This is a genomic window from Allobaculum sp., from assembly GCF_047010065.1.
Lineage (GTDB): Bacteria > Bacillota_I > Bacilli_A > Erysipelotrichales > Erysipelotrichaceae > Allobaculum > Allobaculum fili.
Window position 1 is genome coordinate 1 of sequence record NZ_JBKXLD010000009.1, and the last position, 17,595, is coordinate 17,595.

Annotated in this window: 13 protein-coding genes, 1 pseudogene and 1 other annotated feature; of the genes and pseudogenes, 1 reads left to right on the forward strand and 13 read right to left on the reverse strand. The window is 51.5% G+C overall.

The features are described from left to right. On the forward strand, window positions 1–1,399 hold a 1,399-nt coding region (locus ACLUYS_RS01590), incomplete at its 5' end, for an EF-Tu/IF-2/RF-3 family GTPase (protein ID WP_412658776.1). A gap of 211 nt (window positions 1,400–1,610) precedes the next feature. On the opposite strand, the gene ACLUYS_RS01595 is transcribed toward ACLUYS_RS01590, so the two are convergent. The 13 genes and pseudogenes from ACLUYS_RS01595 to ACLUYS_RS01655 form a co-directional block, all read right to left on the reverse strand. Beyond that, window positions 1,611–1,991 (reverse strand): hypothetical protein, encoded by a 381-nt coding sequence (locus ACLUYS_RS01595; RefSeq protein WP_230266844.1) that lies wholly within the window; start codon window positions 1,989–1,991, stop codon window positions 1,611–1,613. 272 nt (window positions 1,992–2,263) lie between these two features. Continuing rightward, a complete protein-coding gene (locus ACLUYS_RS01600) occupies window positions 2,264–3,022 on the reverse strand; it encodes a rubredoxin (RefSeq protein WP_412658793.1) in 759 nt (252 codons plus the stop codon). Next, window positions 3,002–4,120, reverse strand: a pseudogene (locus ACLUYS_RS01605) (acyl-CoA dehydrogenase); the annotation flags it as partial. The gene ACLUYS_RS01600 and the pseudogene ACLUYS_RS01605, both read right to left, overlap by 21 nt. 270 nt (window positions 4,121–4,390) lie before the next feature. After that, window positions 4,391–7,015: a valine--tRNA ligase gene (locus ACLUYS_RS01610; RefSeq protein WP_412658778.1), complete on the reverse strand. Its 2,625-nt coding sequence runs from the start codon at window positions 7,013–7,015 to the stop codon at window positions 4,391–4,393. A 162-nt stretch (window positions 7,016–7,177) separates the two neighbouring features. After that, window positions 7,178–7,390 (reverse strand) — a binding site (T-box leader). 209 nt (window positions 7,391–7,599) lie between these two features. Further along, window positions 7,600–8,349, reverse strand: a complete 750-nt coding sequence (locus ACLUYS_RS01615) for an ABC transporter ATP-binding protein (protein ID WP_230266842.1) — start codon at window positions 8,347–8,349, stop codon at window positions 7,600–7,602. Further along, window positions 8,342–9,214, reverse strand: a complete 873-nt coding sequence (locus ACLUYS_RS01620) for an ABC transporter permease (protein WP_230266841.1) — start codon at window positions 9,212–9,214, stop codon at window positions 8,342–8,344. Before ACLUYS_RS01620 ends, ACLUYS_RS01615 begins: the two co-directional genes overlap by 8 nt. A 192-nt stretch (window positions 9,215–9,406) precedes the next feature. After that, entirely contained in the window at window positions 9,407–10,465 is a 1,059-nt protein-coding gene (locus tag ACLUYS_RS01625) for an ABC transporter substrate-binding protein (protein WP_230266840.1), read from the reverse strand. A gap of 724 nt (window positions 10,466–11,189) precedes the next feature. Continuing rightward, a complete protein-coding gene (locus tag ACLUYS_RS01630) occupies window positions 11,190–12,371 on the reverse strand; it encodes a toxic anion resistance protein (protein ID WP_230266839.1) in 1,182 nt (393 codons plus the stop codon). Window positions 12,372–12,533: 162 nt separating this feature from the next. Beyond that, window positions 12,534–13,244 (reverse strand): hypothetical protein, encoded by a 711-nt coding sequence (locus tag ACLUYS_RS01635; protein WP_230266838.1) that lies wholly within the window; start codon window positions 13,242–13,244, stop codon window positions 12,534–12,536. Window positions 13,245–13,454: 210 nt separating this feature from the next. Next, the gene (ptsP, locus tag ACLUYS_RS01640) at window positions 13,455–15,161 is read right to left on the reverse strand and encodes a phosphoenolpyruvate--protein phosphotransferase (RefSeq protein WP_230266837.1); all 1,707 of its coding nucleotides are present in this window, start codon (window positions 15,159–15,161) and stop codon (window positions 13,455–13,457) included. Between the two features lie 212 nt (window positions 15,162–15,373). After that, window positions 15,374–16,063: an SdpI family protein gene (locus ACLUYS_RS01645; RefSeq protein ID WP_230266836.1), complete on the reverse strand. Its 690-nt coding sequence runs from the start codon at window positions 16,061–16,063 to the stop codon at window positions 15,374–15,376. Between the two features lie 61 nt (window positions 16,064–16,124). Beyond that, window positions 16,125–16,448 carry an autorepressor SdpR family transcription factor gene (locus ACLUYS_RS01650; protein WP_230266835.1) on the reverse strand — a complete coding sequence of 108 codons (324 nt, stop codon included), beginning with the start codon at window positions 16,446–16,448 and terminating at the stop codon, window positions 16,125–16,127. A 505-nt stretch (window positions 16,449–16,953) separates the two neighbouring features. Next, window positions 16,954–17,589 carry an ECF transporter S component gene (locus tag ACLUYS_RS01655; protein WP_230266834.1) on the reverse strand — a complete coding sequence of 212 codons (636 nt, stop codon included), beginning with the start codon at window positions 17,587–17,589 and terminating at the stop codon, window positions 16,954–16,956. Between the last annotated feature and the right edge of the window lie 6 nt (window positions 17,590–17,595).

The following is a 17,595-nucleotide window of genomic DNA, read 5'->3' on the forward strand; positions in this document are numbered from 1 at the left end:
GTTTATCGATCTCAACGCGACTGACGAACAGCTTGACTTCCCGATTCTTTACGGCGTCGCCCGTGAAGGACGCGTTTCCCGCTCTTTAACGGAGCCTTCGGAAAATATCGAACCGCTGTTTGAAACCATTCTCGAACATACGCCGGTTTATCCGGACCGCGACGAGGAACCGGCTCAGATGCAGATTTCCGCTCTGGCCTATGATGACTATATCGGCCGTCTGGGCATCGGACGCATTACCCGCGGTACCCTCAAAAAAGGCGGCAGCTATATTCGCACCAACCAGAACGGTCTGGAAGAAAAGGAAACGATTTCCAATCTCTTTGTTTACAAGGGACTTTCCCGTACTCCGGTCAACGAAGCCCATTCCGGCGATATCGTCGTTGTTTCCGGCATGCCGGACGTTTCCATCGGCGATACGCTCTGCGATCCCGAATGCATCGAAGCTCTCCCCCACATTCCAATCGAAGAACCGACGCTTTCGATGAACTTCCACGTTAACAAGTCCCCGTTTGCGGGCCGTTCCGGAAAATACGTAACCAGCCGTAACATTAAGGAACGTCTGGAAAAGGAACTCGAAGTCAACGTCGGTCTGGAAGTAGAACCGACCGAAAGTGCCGATTGCTTCAAAGTCAGCGGACGAGGCGAACTTCACATTTCCATCCTGATTGAAAACATGCGCCGTGAAGGCTATGAACTTGCGGTTTCCAAGCCGGAAGTCATTCTCCACCGCGATGAAAACGGCCAGAAGGTGGAACCGGTCGAAGAAGTTGTCTGCATCGCGCCGTCGGAATATTCCGGCACCATCATCTCCAAGCTCAACCTGCGCAAGGGCACGATGGTAAACATGGACGAAGAAAACGGCTATGTGCGCCTGACGTACAATGCGCCGACCCGCGGTCTGCTTGGTTTCCGCACCGAGTTCATCAACGATACGCATGGCGAAGGTACCCTGCTTCGCCGCATTTCGGGCTATATCCCGTATGCGGGCGAAATTCCGCAGCGCATGCTTGGCGCCATGATTTCTACCGATACCGGTACAGCCATGACGTATGCCCTCTGGAACCTGCAGGAACGCGGTTCCCTGTTCATCTCCCCGCAGACCGAAGTATACGAAGGCATGATCATCGGTGAATCGTCCAGAAATATCGATATGGACGTCAACCCGCTCAAAAACAAGAAGCTGACCGCCATCCGTTCTTCCGGACGCGATGAAGCCATGCTTCTGACTCCGCCCAGAGTGTTCTCCCTTGAAGAAGCGCTCGAGTGGATCAACGATGACGAGCTCGTCGAAGTGACTCCAGATGCGATCCGTCTGCGCAAAAAAGGACTGACCGCACAGGATCGCCGGAACCTGTATCGCGAAAAGATGTCCGCACAGGCCAAAGAAAACGACTGATCGCAAACCGTTTTTCAATTTTGAATGATTCGCACAATCTTCACGCAGAATCCAGATTCGTCTGAATTCTGCGTTTTTCTTTGGGCGAAAGTTCCGGTATTCGATTTGGATCGAGCAGACAGGCCAAAAAGAAAACGCACAGTTTCGAGACTGTGCGCTTTATTCTTTCGTATTGGGCTTACGTATTGGACTGTGCTTATTCGGGGCTGGCTTATTCAGGAACTTTGCATTCCGCAGTCATCTTGGAAAAATCCGCCGTCTTTGGGTCTGCAGGTTCGGTCAGTTCAGCTTTGGAATCTTCTTCTTCTCTGGTAAGAAGATAGTCTCTGGCATTGATCGTCTCCGGTCCCCAGATCACGTAAAAATCTGGGGAGTGCTGCTGAATGGATTCCAGAACGAGACTGATTTCCTTCCAGGCCGGATGATCGACGGGCCAGTTGAAGACTTCTGTAATCATTGTCTCTTCCATCTCAAACAGCGTGCGCTTGATCGAGGCGATCGTTTCGTCTTTCAAATGATAAAACTGCTGAAAAAACTGAACGGCGTTCAGGCCGGGTTCGATTTTGGCGGCATCAAGAACAAAAGATTTCATATCGATATTTTAACATTGCCTGGGCCGACAAAGGCGGACGATGATATTTCCTTTTGAGAGCCTGACGTTCAAATGGATCCAGCTGGATGTTCGATTGGTGAAGATCTGTCGATTTTCTCTTTCCCAGTCCGCAGAAAAAACCTCCCCTTTGCAGCATGAAGCAAGCGAAGAGGAGGTTTGCGTTCGTTAAACCGAACATCCAATTCACGTATGTCTCGATTTCCCCTTTTTACTCAGGAAAACAGATCGAGAGAGCGTTCTGGTTTGTCGGATCAGGAAATTTTTACGAAGTCCGATTTGGCCGCGCCGCAGTACGGGCAGGACCAGTCTTCTGGAATATCTTCAAAGGCTGTGCCAGGGGCAATCCCGCTTTCCGGATCGCCGACGGTCGGATCGTAAACGTATCCGCAAAGGGTGCACTGGTAAACGTCGAGCTTCTTTTCCGGCTTTTCTTCTTCGCCCAGCTCTTTTTCGAGCAGCGGAAGAATGACGTTCATATCGCCTACGATGCCGTAATCCGCGTTTTTGAAAATCGGCGCGTTTGGATCGGTGTTGATCGCGACAACCATACCGGCTTTTTCGATGCCTTTCAAATGCTGCTTGGCACCGGAGATGCCCGCTGCGATATACAGTTTTGCCTGATTGGCCTTCTGACCGGACAGTCCAACAAAGCGATCCATGCTGGTGAAGTGATGGACTTCAGCTGCCGGGCGGCTGGAGGCAATCGCCAGGCCGAGATTTCTGGCCACATCGATGGCCGCATCCGCGTGTTCTTTCGTTTCCGCGCCCTGACCGATGGCGAGAATTTTCTGTGCATGATCGATCGGCGTATTGAGATCTTCCCGGTTTTTGAAATCGAAGGAAGATTTCAGAATGGTCGCCAGTTTGCGGGCGTTGGCGGCATCGCTCAGTTCATCGATGATGACGCCTTTACGGCCTTCCGGCTGTTTTGGCGCATCCGCTTTCGGTTTTCCAGCGTCTTTTTTCTTCAGACGGCCGAGAATGCCGGAGGCAATAACAACACGCTGAATTTCGTTGGTACCTTCGTAAATCTGAGTGATCTTGGCGTCGCGATAGCGGCGTTCGACACCCATGCCTTTCATGTAGCCGCTGCCGCCGAAAATCTGCAGCGCATCATCGCACACTTTAACCGCCATATCCGAGGCGAAAAGTTTCGCCATGGCAGCTGCTGTGGAATACGGTTCGTGTTTCTGTTTCAGTTCAGCGGCCCTATAGACGAGCAGGCGGGTGGCTTCGATCTGGGTCGCCATATCCGCGAGTTTGAAGGAAATGCCCTGGTTTACCGCGATTGGCGCGCCAAACTGTTCGCGCTCTTTGGCATACGTGAGCGCGTCTTCATAGGCGCCCTGCGCAATGCCGAGAGCCTGCGCGGCGATGCCGATGCGGCCGCCATCGAGGGTAGCCATCGCAATTTTGAAGCCCTGGCCTTCAAGACCAAGCAGGTTTTCTTCCGGCACTTTGACATCCCTGAAGTTCAGTTCCGCAGTGCAGGAAGAGCGGATGCCCATCTTGTTATAGTGCGGGGAGCAGGTGAAGCCTTCCATTCCCTTTTCGACGATAAAGGCGCTGATGCCGCGCGTTCCTTTGGACGGATCGGTCGAGGCGAATACGACGTACGTATCGGCTTCCGGAGCGTTCGTGATGAAAATCTTATGTCCGTTTAACAAATAATATCCGTCTTTTTTGACAGCGGTCGTTTCGGTTCCGCCGGCATCCGATCCTGCGTTTTCTTCGGTCAGACCAAACGCGCCGAGCTTCTCGCCCGAAGCCAGCGGCTTGAGGTATTTTTCTTTCTGTTCAGGCGTACCGAATTCCGCGATCGGCCAGGTGCCCAGAGACGTATGAGCGGACAGAATAACGCCGATTCCGCCATCGAGGCGGGAGAGTTCTTCCACCGCGATCGCATAGGACAGCGCGTCCAGTCCGGCGCCGCCCATTTCCTTTTCGTATGGAATGCCCATCAGGCCGGCGTCTTTCATCTGGCCGACAAAGGCTTTTGGAAATTCATTATTTTCGTCGAGCTGCATGGCGATCGACGGAATGGATTTTTCGCCAAGCGCACGAACTTTCTGGCGCATCGCTTCATGTTCTGCATCAAGCGTGTACATAGCAGTTTCCTCCTTATAGATGTGGGGACTTTCCCCAATTCGAAAGTCCCATTAAAAATGCTGAATACGCTTTCAGTATAAATTGAAAACGGCGCAGAGGAACACCCACTTTTTTGGACAGGACAAGAATATATACGATTTGCGCACTTTATCATCTTCTTCAATAGATTCAGCGAAAAAAAGATCTTCCCGTTCGGCCGCACCTGGGCTGGGGAAGATCTTTGATTTTTTTGATTTTATTTTGCGGTGCTGAAAATGAGAACCGGCAGACTACGCCGCTTTTTTGGCCTGCAGATCAGCAAGTGTTTTGCGGGCCTGTTCGAGGGAGGAGCGGTTCTTTTCGAGTTTTTCCTTTTCCTGGTCAATCTTGGCCTGCGGTGCCTTGTTGACAAATCCTGGATTGGAAAGCATCTTTTCGCCGCGCGCTACTTCTTTTTCAAGACGGGCGACTTCTTTTTCCGCTTTGGCCATTTCGGCTTCGACATCGATCAGACCGGCCATCGGCGTACGGAGCAGAGCGCCGTCCACTTCGCGGACGAGCGTATCGTCGCCGGCTTCTACCGGGGTGAGGGTGACTTTCGCCATGCCTTCGAGCAGAGCCGTTCCTTCGTTGCTGAGCGGATAGCGGTCTCCATCGCTCGTTACGACATCGATAGCAATGACTTCGCGCGGTTTCATTCCGTACTGCGTCTTGATTTCACGAACGGCTTCAATCGACGACAGGATCAGATTCATGTCGCGAACCGTTTTCTCATCGGAGTAGAATTCGACTTTTTTGGGCCAGGATTCTTCGTTGATGCTGTCCTTGCCAAGTTCGAGTGCCTGATAAATGTGATCGGTCACAAACGGCATCATCGGAGAAAGCAGAATCAGAATGGCGCGCAGAACGTAAACGAGAATGGCGACGGTGTTTTCACGCGTCTGCGGATTTTCGGAGTTGAGCGCTGCCTTGGAGAGTTCGATGTACCAGGAGCAGAAATCGTTCCAGACAAAGTTATAGAGCGCATTGCCGGCCAGACCCATTTCGTAGCGGTCGAGATTGCGTTCGACATTGTCGATCGTTTCGTTCAGGCGGGCCAGAATCCACTGATCGGCTTCGGAAAGCTTTTTGAAATCCGGATCGGCTGCCGGTTTTCCGTCCATCTGCATCTGTACGTAGCGGGACGCGTTCCAGATTTTGTTAATGAAGTTCCAGGCCTTGTCGATCTTGGCTTCATCGAAACGGGTATCGAGACCGGGAGCGGAGTTGGTGGACAAAAAGAAGCGAAGGGCGTCGGCGCCTTTGGCGTCGATGACATCGATCGGGTCGATGCCGTTGCCTAAGGACTTGGACATCTTGCGGCCCTGCGCATCGCGGATCAGACCGTGAATGAGAACGTCCTTGAACGGACGGTTGTTCGTCATATGACGCGCCTGGAAGGCCATGCGTGCGACCCAGAAGAAGATGATGTCATAGCCGGTAACGAGCAGATCGGTCGGATAGTAGCGCTTGAAATCTTCGGTAATATCCGGCCAGCCCAGCGTGGAGAACGGCCAGAGGGCGGAAGAGAACCAGGTATCGAGAACGTCTTCGTCCTGCGTCCAGTTTTCCGGATCCGCCGGCGCTTCTTCGCCGACATAAATTTCACCGGTTTCCTTATTAAACCAGGCCGGGATGCGGTGACCCCACCAGAGCTGACGGGAAATGCACCAGTCTTCAATGTTTTCAAGCCACTGCGTAAAGGTGTGTTCAAAACGCGATGGGATGAAGCTGATTTTTTCATCCGTTTTCTGTGCGTCAAGAACCGCCTGCGCCAGCGGCTTCATCTTTACGAACCACTGTTTTGACAGATACGGTTCGGCGATGACGCCAGTACGTTCGGAATGGCCGACCTGATGCGGATGGTCTTCGATATGATCGACAACACCGGCGGCTTCGAAATCCCTGAGCAGCGCTTCGCGGCATTCGAAACGGTCCATGCCTTCGTATTTATGCGCCAGTTCGTTCATCGTGCCGTCCGGATTCATGCAGATCGGCATTTTCAGACCGTATTTCTTCGCAAGAGCAAAGTCGTTGGGGTCGTGAGCCGGCGTACATTTCATGACGGCTGTACCGAAATCCATATCGATATAGTCGTCGGCCATGATCGGCAGCGCTTCGCCGTTGGCCGGGTTGATCGCGTGCAGACCTACGAGATCGGAATATCGCTTGTCATCCGGGTGAACGAAAATCGCCTGGTCGGCAAACATCGTTTCCGGACGGGTCGTCGCGATAATGAGTTCTTTTCCGGTTTCCTGCACGGTGTACTTGAAGTAGTACATCTTGCCTGGAATTTCCTTATGGATAACTTCAATATTGGAGAGCGCGGTCATCGCCTGCGGGTCCCAGTTGATGATGCGTTCGCCCTGATAAATCAGGCCTTCGTTGTACAGCTGTACAAACACTTTGTTTACGGCTTTGTTCAGACCTTCATCGAGGGTAAAGCGTTCGCGGCTGTAGTCGAGGGAAAGACCCATCTGCGCCCACTGCTGACGAATAAAGGAAGCGTATTCTTCTTTCCACTCCCATGCGCGCTCTAAAAAGCCTTCCCGACCGAGATCATAGCGGCTGATGCCTTCGCTCTGCAGGCGGGCGTCGATTTTCGCCTGCGTGGCGATACCGGCATGGTCCATACCCGGCAGATACAGTACATCGCAGCCTTTCAGACGTTTATAGCGCGCCGCGGTATCCTGCAGCGTGTTGTCCCACGCGTGACCGAGATGCAGCTTGCCGGTTACGTTTGGGGGCGGAATCACAATCGTATACGGGATTTTGGATGCGTCACCCGCTGTGAAATACCCTTTTTCGATCCATTTCGAATAGGTTTCGGGCGTTTCTACCAGCTTGTGATCGTATTTCTTGGAAAGTTCTTTCATCGCTCAAGCTCCTTTTCTATTCCTTGCTGAATTTTTTATTTTACGGATCTCTCCAGGCGGATCACACGATCCGGCCGCGGGTTTGCGGCACTGTCTCCTGCACCGCAAATGAATCCGGAGTAAAACCGAATGCAAAAACAAAAAACGCGGGGCTTTCTTCCTGTTCAGGACGAGAAAACCCCGCGGTACCACCTTCATTGTCTTTTCGTATCGAAAGACCGCTCAGCCTAACGCGGCGAAAACGTCAGCTCCTACTGTACAGTTCAGAGCCGCTGCTCCCAGACTACCTTCCCTGCTGCTTCTGGCTTTCTTTCACCAACCGAAAGCTCTCTGCATGTCCCGCGAGCAGGTACTCCTTCTGTTCTTTGCATTTAATAAGTAGTGTAAACATTTCAATCGGAAACACAAGCCGAAATCCCCAGAGCTATACAAATCTTCTTTCAATTTTCGTCGGGTTTCGAATGCTTTCGATCCGCAGTCATTTAAAACGGACAGCCATCCAGAAAGGAGAGGGTGTCCGTTTAAGAACAAATATACTGCAGATCGTACCCGTACAAGATGGAAAAATGAACCCAGGCGAAGCCTTAAATATCGTAAAGGTGAATCAGATCTTCGAGGGTCAGGCGCGCCTTTTCTTCTCCGGAAAAGTCATGCTTAATTTTGCCGTCCTGGAAAATCAGCAGACGGTTTCCGTTTTCAAGCGCGTCGCGCAGGTTATGGGTGATCATCAGCGCGGTAATGTGATCGCGTTCGATAATGTCGTTGGTAATCTTGAGAATCTTTTTGGCGCTGACGGGGTCCAGCGCGGCGGTGTGTTCGTCGAGCAGAAGCAGCTTTGGCGGATGGGCAACGGCCATCATCAGAGAAACCGCCTGGCGCTGACCGCCGGAAAGCAGGCCGATCGGTGTTTTCAGACGATCTTCAAGACCCATGTCGAGCTGGCCGAGAAGAGACTTGAACTCGGCTTCCTGCTTTTTGCCGACCGCGATCGCAAACGGATTACGGCCTGAGGAAATGGCCAGACCCATGTTTTCTTCCACCGTCAGATGCGGTGCCGTTCCCTGCTTCGGATCCTGAAAGAGACGGCCGATGCTGCGGGAGCGAACGTATTCCGGTTCGTTCGTCAGATCTTTTCCGTCGAGCAGAATTTTTCCGGTTTTCGCCGGCGCATTGCCGCTGATCACATTGAAGAATGTCGACTTTCCGGCCCCGTTGCTGCCCAGAATCGTGACGAATTCGCCGGGATGAATGGTGACGCTCACGTGATCGAGCGCTTTCTTTTCCAGTGTAGTTCCTTCGTTAAACAGAACCGAAACGTCCTGAAGTTCAAGCATTTTTCTTCCGTCCTTTCATGTATTTCTGGATCGCTGGAATCGAGATCGTCAGAGCAACCAGAATCGAGGAAACGAGGTTCATGTCGCTGGCCGCAAAGCCAAGACGCAGCGCAATCGTGTAAAGAATTCGGTACAGAATGGCGCCGATCGCCGAAGCGATCAGACCCATAGTGACGTTTTTCGGACGGAAAATGGCTTCGCCGATGATGATGCCGGCCAGACCGAGAACGAGCATGCCGGTACCGCCGGAAATGTCTGCGAAGTTCTGGAACTGCGCGAGCACGGCGCCGGAAAGACCGACGAGTGCGTTGGACAGCCCGAGACCGAGAAATTTCATACGGGAGGTGTTGATCGAGGACGAGCGGACCATCTGTTCGTTGTCGCCGCTGGCGCGAAGCATAAGACCCAGGTTGGTTTTAAAGAAAAAAGCCAGAAGGACGATGATCAGAACGACAACCGCAAGCAGAACATAAAGTCTTGTCGACGGGTTGGAAAAGAGCGTCTGCGCCGGTTTGCCGCCGGAAAACAGGTTGACGGTCGGCGAGCCGTTCATAATGCGCAGGTTGATCGAATACAGCCCGGTCATTGTCAGAATGCCGGCCAGAAGGGGCTGGATTTTCATTTTGGTCATCAGAAATGCGGTGACGCATCCGCAGAGGGCGCCGGCGATCAGGGCGCCAAATAGACCGAGGACTGGATGGCCCGCGAGCGTCATCATGGCGCAGACGGCAGCTCCGGTTACAAACGAACCGTCTACCGTAAGGTCCGGGTTGTCCATGATGTTGACGGTGATGTATTCACCAAGCGAGAGAATGGCGAAGATCAGACCGAGCTGGACGGCATTGAGAATAAGATCTGCAGTCATAGGTTCCTTTCTTTACAGACTGAACCGCCCGGATTCGGGCGGTCAGCAGATTTCCTGAATTTCTATGTATTTCTATTTCTGTGTACTTCTATTAGACGTGCCTTTTGAGACAAATGATTTTCCTGTTCGGGACAGCTTACGAGCGTGTCGTCTGGAATGTTAAGACGCTTTGCCGCGAGTATGACTTCTTTTTTATTCGAAGGAAGTGACCATTTTCAGATTTTCCTTGCCGGAAAGATCTTCGGGGAGGGCTACTTTGGTTTTTCCGTTTTCGGAAAGCTTATTGAGGAGTTCTTCGTTAACGTAAATGTTCAGATTGTCCTTGAACACTTTGACCGGCATGTCGGCTGGAGATTTTCCGTTGAGAACATCGATCGTCATACGCGCGGTTTCTCTTCCAAGTTCTTCATAGTCGATGCCGACCGTCGCAAAGCCGCCGGTCTGTACCATGGAATCCGCGCCGACATAGTAAGGAATGCCGGCATCGGCAGCAACCTGTCCAAGAGACGCCATTCCGGTTGCAACCGTGTTGTCGTTGGGCGAGAACATGGCGTCGACAGAAGAAGCGAGTTCGACGGCTGCCTGCTGCATCGTCGTATTGTCGGTTCCAGTACGTTCAACCACTTCGAGTCCTTTTTCCCTGGCGTAATCCTTGAAGCGCTTCACATTGGATACGGAGTTGGCTTCGCCGGTATTGTAGAGAACGCCGACTTTATGAATCTCCGGGGAAAGCTCAAGTATCAGATCGACGATCTGTTCAACCTGTACTTCGTCGCTTGTACCAGTAATGTTTCCGCCTGGTTTTTCGAGGGATTCGACAAGGCCTGCGCCGACGGGATCGGAGACCGCGGAGAAGACGACTGGAATTTCGGTGGAGTAGTTCTGGGCACTCATGGCCGTCGGTGTAGCGATGGCTACGATGACTTCGGAACCGTCGGCTTTGTAGCTCGACATGATGGAATCCAGACTGGATGTCTTTCCGGCCGCGTTCTGGTAGTTGATGGAGACATTTTCGCCATCGGTGTAGCCTTCGTCTTCAAGCTCATCGAGGAAGGCCTCCCGAATCGTATTGAGAGAGGGGTGATCGACCAGCTGCGCCAGTCCGATCTGATAGCTTTCGTTTGAAGCAGCGGCTGTACTGGAGCCTTTGGCACTGCTGGACGCGCTGTTTGGGGAAGAGGAGCAGCCTGCAAAAAGCAGGGACGCCGCGAGGGCAGCACTCGCAAATTTCGCTGTTGTTGTTCGTTTCATCTGTATTTCCTCCTGATTGACTGGATTCGACAATCGGACTTCCCGTATTAAACAAAAAGTCCTGTTCCAAAAGAGTTTTCCTCTTTCGAAACAGGACAGAATAATTTTCTGCGGTACCACCTGTATTGGCTGACGCCCTCTCATCGAATGCGAACACATTCTACTTTCTGTAACGGGAAAGGCCCGGCTTTGCTACTGAATTCACATCGCCCTTGGAAGTCCATTTGCAGAACGGTAATTCTCCGGCTTGCACCCTCCCGGATTCGCTTTAATCCCTTTTTCTGTTTGATCTCTTCCGCATCGGTTTGCTGGTTTCTTTATGGTTTGCATGGTACTCCGCCATCTTTCGCTTGTAAAGAAGATTGAGCACTTTTTATGGGAATCGCTCATTTTCGGATGCTTCGTTACATTTTTGTTACAGGATTTACATTCGTTTACATAGACCATCTTGCCTGGATTTGAAATTCCCTTTTCCTTCGCTTTTTCTTCGGCTGTTCATTGCGGTTTCATTTTTGAACATGCATGAATCCGGCGAGTATTTACTTTATATAAAGCCGATGATTATCACTGGCGCGATTCAGCGCTGTTCAGATTCCGGCTTGTAAAAAGCCAGACGCCTTCCCTTTCGGCTGACGTCTGGCTTTCGATGGTCTTTAAAACGTTTTCGCAGATTCAAAACGAAATGCAGAAACTTCTCTGTCTTCGGTTTTGACCGCGTCTGTTCTTATTCCGGAAGTTTTGGCAGGGACTGGATTTTCGGATCGGTTTCGAGACCTTCGCGATACGATTTCGCGGTTTCAATGCGGTCCATGCGTCTTGCGCCTTCGTCGGCGAGTTCACGGAAGGCATCGATCTGCGTTTTGAGCTGCGGGAGTGCCTTTTCACGATAGCTTTCCACCGCATCGAGCGCTTCGTACGTATTGCGGAACGCTTCCTTGAGCGTTTCTACGGATACGTTGGCTTCCATCGCCTGCTGCTGGATATCAGCGCCCTGCTGCTTGAGCATGACAGAAGTCGAGCGGATCAGATCGTTGGTGGTCTGGTTGATCAGTTTGACTTTATCGAGAACAATTTTCTGGTTGTACAGAGCGGAAGCTACGGTTACGGCGGTACGCAGCGCGGATACCGTTACGTGCTTGGCGCGGTCGACTGCACGGATGAGTTCCTTGTTGTTGCGGCGAACGATTTCCATGGCGAAATAACCCTGCTGGTTTACCGCCTGCATCTGCTGCAGATCCATGACTTTCTGGCGCAGCGGGAACAGCACTTCGTCCTGAATGTATTTGATTTTTTCCGGATCTTCGTTGTTGACCTGGGCCTGTTCAAGTTCGCGGGTAATCGCTTCATCCATCTGCATGCCCAGTTCGATCTGCTTGCCGAGTTTGACGGTCAGATCGCGCAGGGAAACCTGCTCGATTTCCAGAGTCGTATTATCGGCGACGAGCGCTTTGCGGCCTTCATCGAGCGACTTCAGGATTTCTTCGATCTGCGCGTCCGCTTTTTCATAGCGCTGGAAATAGTTGCGGACCGGGTTGAACATGCGGCCGAAAATGCCGTTGTTATTGAAATTGATGCCGGACGGATCGAGTTCCTTCATTTCCCGGTTGAGCATGGCCAGCGATTCCATGACCTTGCTGCCTTCGCTGCCGGTTTTGGCCAGATCGCCGAGCGTCGTTTCCAGAATCTTGTTTTTCTGGGCGGATTTTTCGACGACGTCTTCGCCAAACGATTCGATCGTCTGCGCGATGCTGCGGCGTTCGTCCAGAGAATCGAGGTTAATCTGCATTACTTCGCTCGCATTGGCCGCAGCCATGCTGCCAAGTGCGGTTTTCTGCTCGGGAGTCGGATCCAGCTGTTCGGTGACTTTTTCCTTATCCAGCTCATCTACATTCATGCTGAAAGCCATTCTTCATATCTCCTTTGTCCCCTACGGGTGTGTCATATCAATTATTGTGACATAAATCCAAGCGTATTGTGACATAAATCCAAACGGATCGGTATTGCCTGCCGATCCATACCGCCTGCGGATGCCGATTTTGACAACCGCCTGACCTGTGCATACAGCCGCTCAGTTCTGCTGGCGGTAAAGCGGCGTCTGCGCAATCAGATCGCTGAGCTCTTCCATTTCCGGAAGGGTCTTTAAGGAAGCGTCGCTGCCGGAGAGCTTATTGAGCTCGGCGAGGAGCCGGTCGATGCGCGAAAGGATTTCTTCGTTTTCGGCAATTTCCTTACGAACGGCGTCCATCTGTTCGGCATACGGTTTAATGGCGTCCGTATACTGCTCATGATTGCGATGCAGCTGTTCATAGCCGTCTTCATCAAAAATTTCCACGCGATGGATGATGTCGTTTACGTTTTGTGCATAAAGCGTATAGACGCCGTTGATGATTGAGGCAAAACGGGCTTTGGTCGTTACGGAAGAGCCAAACTGTTCGTTGAGCGTTTTGTCGAGAAGCTCCGCTTTCTGCAGCATGCGTTCGCACTGCGTCGTCAAGTCGCGCATTTCCTTTTTCATCGATTTTGGAGACGTCTTACGAACTTTTTTCGCCGCTTCTTCGATGACTTTTCGATCGACCAGCTTCGTCTCTTCCGGCTTGCCGCCTCTGGATGCGCTTTTTAACAGGAAGGAAGCCAGCAGGCCGCTGGCTACCAGACCGGCGCCGGCAACGATCAGACCGGTCGATAAAGAGAGGGTCAGCCAGAGAACGATTCCGGCGATGACCGATGCGATGCATCCGCCGATCAGGACATTCCGGGCTGCTTTTTCTTTTTTGTTCATACAGTTAACTCCTGCGCAGAATTCTGCGCATTTTTCATTTTATGGACAGGGTCACGTCCCATCGGTTCAAAAACCGCTGGCGAACTGTCCCTGCTTACCAGTATACGAAAAGGCCCGTCCGGACGAATCTTACAAAATCGCCGAACGGGCTTAAAACATTCCATTTGGGTTCAGTACAATCGGCGCATTGAAGCACGCGGACCGTACAGCTTATTTGGAAACTTCTTTTTTCACGTAGTCGAGAACTTCGTTGGCGGTATCGAGATTCAGGCAGTTCTGCGCCATCGTCTGCATTTCCTTATAGGAAAGGCCGTTGACGATTTTGCGGGCTTTCAGAATCTGGGTAGCCGACATGGAGAATTCATCGAGTCCGAGACCGAGCAGGATTGGAACGGCGTTGGGTTCGCCGGCCATGGCACCGCACATGCCGACCCATTTGCCGTTTTTGTGCGCACCCTGAATTGTCATGTTGACCAGACGAAGGATGGCGGGGTTGAACGGCTGATACAGGTAGGAAACCTTTTCGGACATACGGTCTGCAGCCATGGAGTACTGGATCAGGTCGTTGGTACCGATCGAGAAGAAGTCTGCGTATTTGGAGAATTCATCCGCGAGTACAGCAGCTGCCGGGATTTCGACCATCATGCCGACCTGGATGTCATCCGATACGGCTACGCCTTCCGCGAGCAGTTCGGCTTTGCATTCTTCAAAGATGGCTTTGGCATCGCGGAATTCACCGATCGTAGCGATCATCGGGAACATGATGCAGAGCTTGCCGTAAACGGAAGCACGGCAGAGCGCACGCAGCTGGGTTTTGAAGATGTCGGTGCGATCGAGGCACAGACGGATGGCACGGTAGCCCAGGAACGGGTTCATTTCTTCCGGGAATTCGAAGTAGGACAGACGCTTGTCGCCGCCGATATCGAGCGTGCGGACTACGACTTTCTTGCCCTTCATCGTTTCGAGTACCTGTTTGTATACCTGGAACTGCTCTTCTTCCGTTGGGAAGTGATCGTTGTCCATGTACAGGAACTCGGTACGGAACAGACCTACGCCTTCGCCGCCGTTGGTAATAACCTGTTCAGCGTCCTTTGCGTTTCCGATGTTTCCAGCCAGTTCAACTTCATGACCGTCGGTCGTGATCGATTTGGCGTTGATCAGAATCTGGAGTTCTTTTTTCTCTTCGAGATATTCGGTTTCTTTTTTCTTCAGTGCAGCGGTCGTTTCTTCATCCGGATTGACGAAGACTTCTCCATCGATGGCGTCGAGGCCAATGATGTCGCCGTTGTTAATCGCATCGAGAGCACCGGCAGTTCCGACAACAGCTGGGATTTCAAGCGAGTTGGCCATGATGGCGGAGTGGCTGGTTTTGCCGCCGATTTCGGTAACAAAGCCTTTTACGTATTCATTGAGCTGTGCAGTGTCCGACGGGGTCAGATCGTGTGCAACGATGATCGTCGGTTCGCTGATGCTGCTCAGATCCGGGATTTCCAGGCCGAGCAGGTTGCAGAGCATACGGAACGTAACGTCCTTAATGTCTGCCGCTCTTTCACGGAAGTAATCGTTATCCATGCTTTCGAACATGGCGATCATATTTTTGGAAACGACATCCGCCGCGTATTCCGCATTGACTTTGTCGTTCTGGATCATCGTTTTCATCTGTCCGGAGAGTTCCGGGTCGTTTGCCATCATCAGATGGGCATCAAATACGGCCAGTTCCTCATCGGAAAGGCGTTTGGCTGCCCTTGCCTTTACGCCTTCAATATCGGATACGGTTTTGCGAAGAGCCGCATCCAGCTTTTCAATTTCAGCTGCCGGATCAGCGTCTGTGCGTTTTTCAATGACCACAACAGGCTGAACGAGTTTGTACGCTTTTGCGCAAGATACGCCTGCTGAGGCGGCGATTCCTTTTAACATGCAGAAAATCCTCCTCTGTCTACATATTTCTCATCAGAGAAATTTTATCACAAAACAAATGCAGAATTCTGACTCCTTTTGCATTATCAACAACTGCAGGCGATTCGAAGAATGCGTTTTCGTCCGTCGGCTTACGCAAAGAGACTTTTTGAGCAAGGAAGCTTGCAGGCAGATTCGCCAGAAAAAGGATCTTTTTCTTTCGGAACGGCCGCCTATTCTGTTTTCTGGCTTTCCCGGTCCGCTAATCGGTGTGCGTAAATCGACAGTCCCATGGTTACGAGCAGACTTCCGCCGATCAGAAGGGCGAACATGAGAACTTCATTGTAAGTGAACGCCGCAAAAATCGTCAGCACGCCAAGCAGCGTCAGAGCATATCCGGCTGCACGGTTCGTTTTCTGCCATACGGATTTGGAAGAAAGCGTACTTTGCGTTCGAAAGCCAAAATAGCTGTTCTGTCTGGCTTTTGGCATCAGGTTTCCCAAAATCACGAGAAGAAGGCCGATCAGACCGCTGATCCAGGTTGTGATCCGAAAGGCGTCTGTGTTCATAAAGAGCAGGATGCCGATATATACGATCAGTTCAATAAACGGAATGGTCAGCAGAAGCAGGTTTTCGATGGACGGAGACTGGGCGCTGCCTTTTTTGGAGAAGAACGTAGTTCCAAGACAGAAGGCGTCCGCTGCGACAAACATCCAGGGAAATCCGAAAAAGAAAAGCGAGGAAGAAATCCAGTTATCCGGCGTTCCCTGAAAGTTAAAGTGGATGGGGATCTGAGCGGGCATGGAAGAGAGACAGAAGATGCCAGCAAGCTGAGGAAGAAGACAGAGGCCGATGGAAAAGGCGATCTTGCCTCGGGTAAGCGAAGCCGGTGCATGGGGTTCAGTGGAATTTGCATTTTTCATAAAAGAAGCTCCTTTTGTTTCGTTTTGGGAATTTTGGCCTTTTCCATTTTCTCTTTCCGATTCAGATTTTCGCAGCGGAACTTTCGGAGGGAACCGAATTCGAATCCATCTGTTCTGCCGGTGCGGTATTCAGCAGCGACTGGATCCAGATCGCCGCTTCTTCCAGTACGGAGGCGTTCAGTTCATACACCAGGAACTTGCCGCTGCGCTCACAGCGGACAAGACCAGCCGTCTTTAAAGCGCTCAGATGCTGGGAAACGGCTGCTGCGGAAATGGAAAAATGACGGGCAATTTCTCCGGCGTTCATGGACTGCTCACGAAGCAGATCCAGAATCTGTCGATTAATCGGATCGGAACACGTTTTAAGCACGTTCTGTAAAGCCATAGCACTGTCTCCTTTCTGTGTTTCTTTTCTTTCTCTTCCCTTTTATGAAGCAAATCACACAGGCCCTGACTGGGGATCATCTGCCTCTGGAATTTGAATCCACTGAGAAAAGAAAGATGGATTAAACGCTTTATCTTTCTGTTATTTCATCATTTAAGCAAATGCTTATATGTTTAAAATCATCTTAAAATCCCGGTCTGGTTTCGTCAATGAAAATCAATTCACTCCCTTTCTGACCTGGCTGCCGGGAAGGAAGCGAAAAAAAGACGCCCTGTTTCAGGCGTCTTGAATGGGTAAATTGAATGGGTATATACGAGTGTAAATACTGGATTTGGCAAAGAGATCAGTAACAATCCAGAATCGTTTTTCTTTCCCTGTGTTCAGGAAATCTTTTTCCGCTTTGGACAGAACGCTGCGAAAGGTCCAGCTTTCGCTTTTTTACGGATTTCGTTTCTGATGAACTCTTTGCTCTATTTAAATTTCAGCCGGTTTTCTATTGGTCTTTTCAGGCGTGCGAAGAAGCCGGCGAAGACATTCTCGAAGGAGAAATCGCCTTAGCCAGAGCCATGGAAACAATTCCGGCAGTGGCCATTTCCATCAGAGAATTGCTGACGATGACCATGCCCAGATACGCCAGCAGCGCCGAAGGCGCGATGCCGATCGCAGCGGAATACTGATTGCCCCAGAGCAGAGCGATCAGACCGAGAACCATCAGAGTATGACAGAAGGTGGCGATGACCGCCGCAAGAAGCGCGGACAGCGGACGGTTGATCTTCTTTGCGAAGAGTTCATACAGCCAGCCGGAGATGGCGCCAAGCAGGATACGCGGAACCAGAGCGATGATCAGGGATGTCCAGTTTCCGCTGATGCCGCCTACCGTAACAAACGGCGAGAAGACAAAGGAAGTAATCGAGGGCTGCATGGTCGCGTTCCAGATGGATGTCAGACCAAAGACAAGACCGAGCGCTGCGCCCCAGCCGGGACCCATGAGAATTCCGCAGACCACAACGGGGATATGCAGCAGGGTGATGGCCAGTCCGGGAATGCGGATATAGCCAAGCGGTGTGAGCGTCAGAATGAGCTCAATGGCCAGAAACATGGCGAAGAAAGCCATATTCCGGGTTTTCTGTTTGTTTTTCATGTAACA

Bases quoted from the DNA above. Each gene is read 5' to 3' on its own strand.
- ACLUYS_RS01595 (WP_230266844.1), bottom strand. From the start codon at position 1,991: ATGAAATCTTTTGTTCTTGATGCCGCCAAAATCGAACCCGGCCTGAAC.
- ACLUYS_RS01610 (WP_412658778.1), bottom strand. From the start codon at position 7,015: ATGAAAGAACTTTCCAAGAAATACGATCACAAGCTGGTAGAAACGCCC.
- ACLUYS_RS01615 (WP_230266842.1), bottom strand. From the start codon at position 8,349: ATGCTTGAACTTCAGGACGTTTCGGTTCTGTTTAACGAAGGAACTACA.
- ACLUYS_RS01620 (WP_230266841.1), bottom strand. From the start codon at position 9,214: ATGACTGCAGATCTTATTCTCAATGCCGTCCAGCTCGGTCTGATCTTC.
- ACLUYS_RS01625 (WP_230266840.1), bottom strand. From the start codon at position 10,465: ATGAAACGAACAACAACAGCGAAATTTGCGAGTGCTGCCCTCGCGGCG.
- ACLUYS_RS01630 (WP_230266839.1), bottom strand. From the start codon at position 12,371: ATGGCTTTCAGCATGAATGTAGATGAGCTGGATAAGGAAAAAGTCACC.
- ACLUYS_RS01635 (WP_230266838.1), bottom strand. From the start codon at position 13,244: ATGAACAAAAAAGAAAAAGCAGCCCGGAATGTCCTGATCGGCGGATGC.
- ptsP (WP_230266837.1), bottom strand. From the start codon at position 15,161: ATGTTAAAAGGAATCGCCGCCTCAGCAGGCGTATCTTGCGCAAAAGCG.
- ACLUYS_RS01645 (WP_230266836.1), bottom strand. From the start codon at position 16,063: ATGAAAAATGCAAATTCCACTGAACCCCATGCACCGGCTTCGCTTACC.
- ACLUYS_RS01650 (WP_230266835.1), bottom strand. From the start codon at position 16,448: ATGGCTTTACAGAACGTGCTTAAAACGTGTTCCGATCCGATTAATCGA.
- ACLUYS_RS01655 (WP_230266834.1), bottom strand. From the start codon at position 17,589: ATGAAAAACAAACAGAAAACCCGGAATATGGCTTTCTTCGCCATGTTT.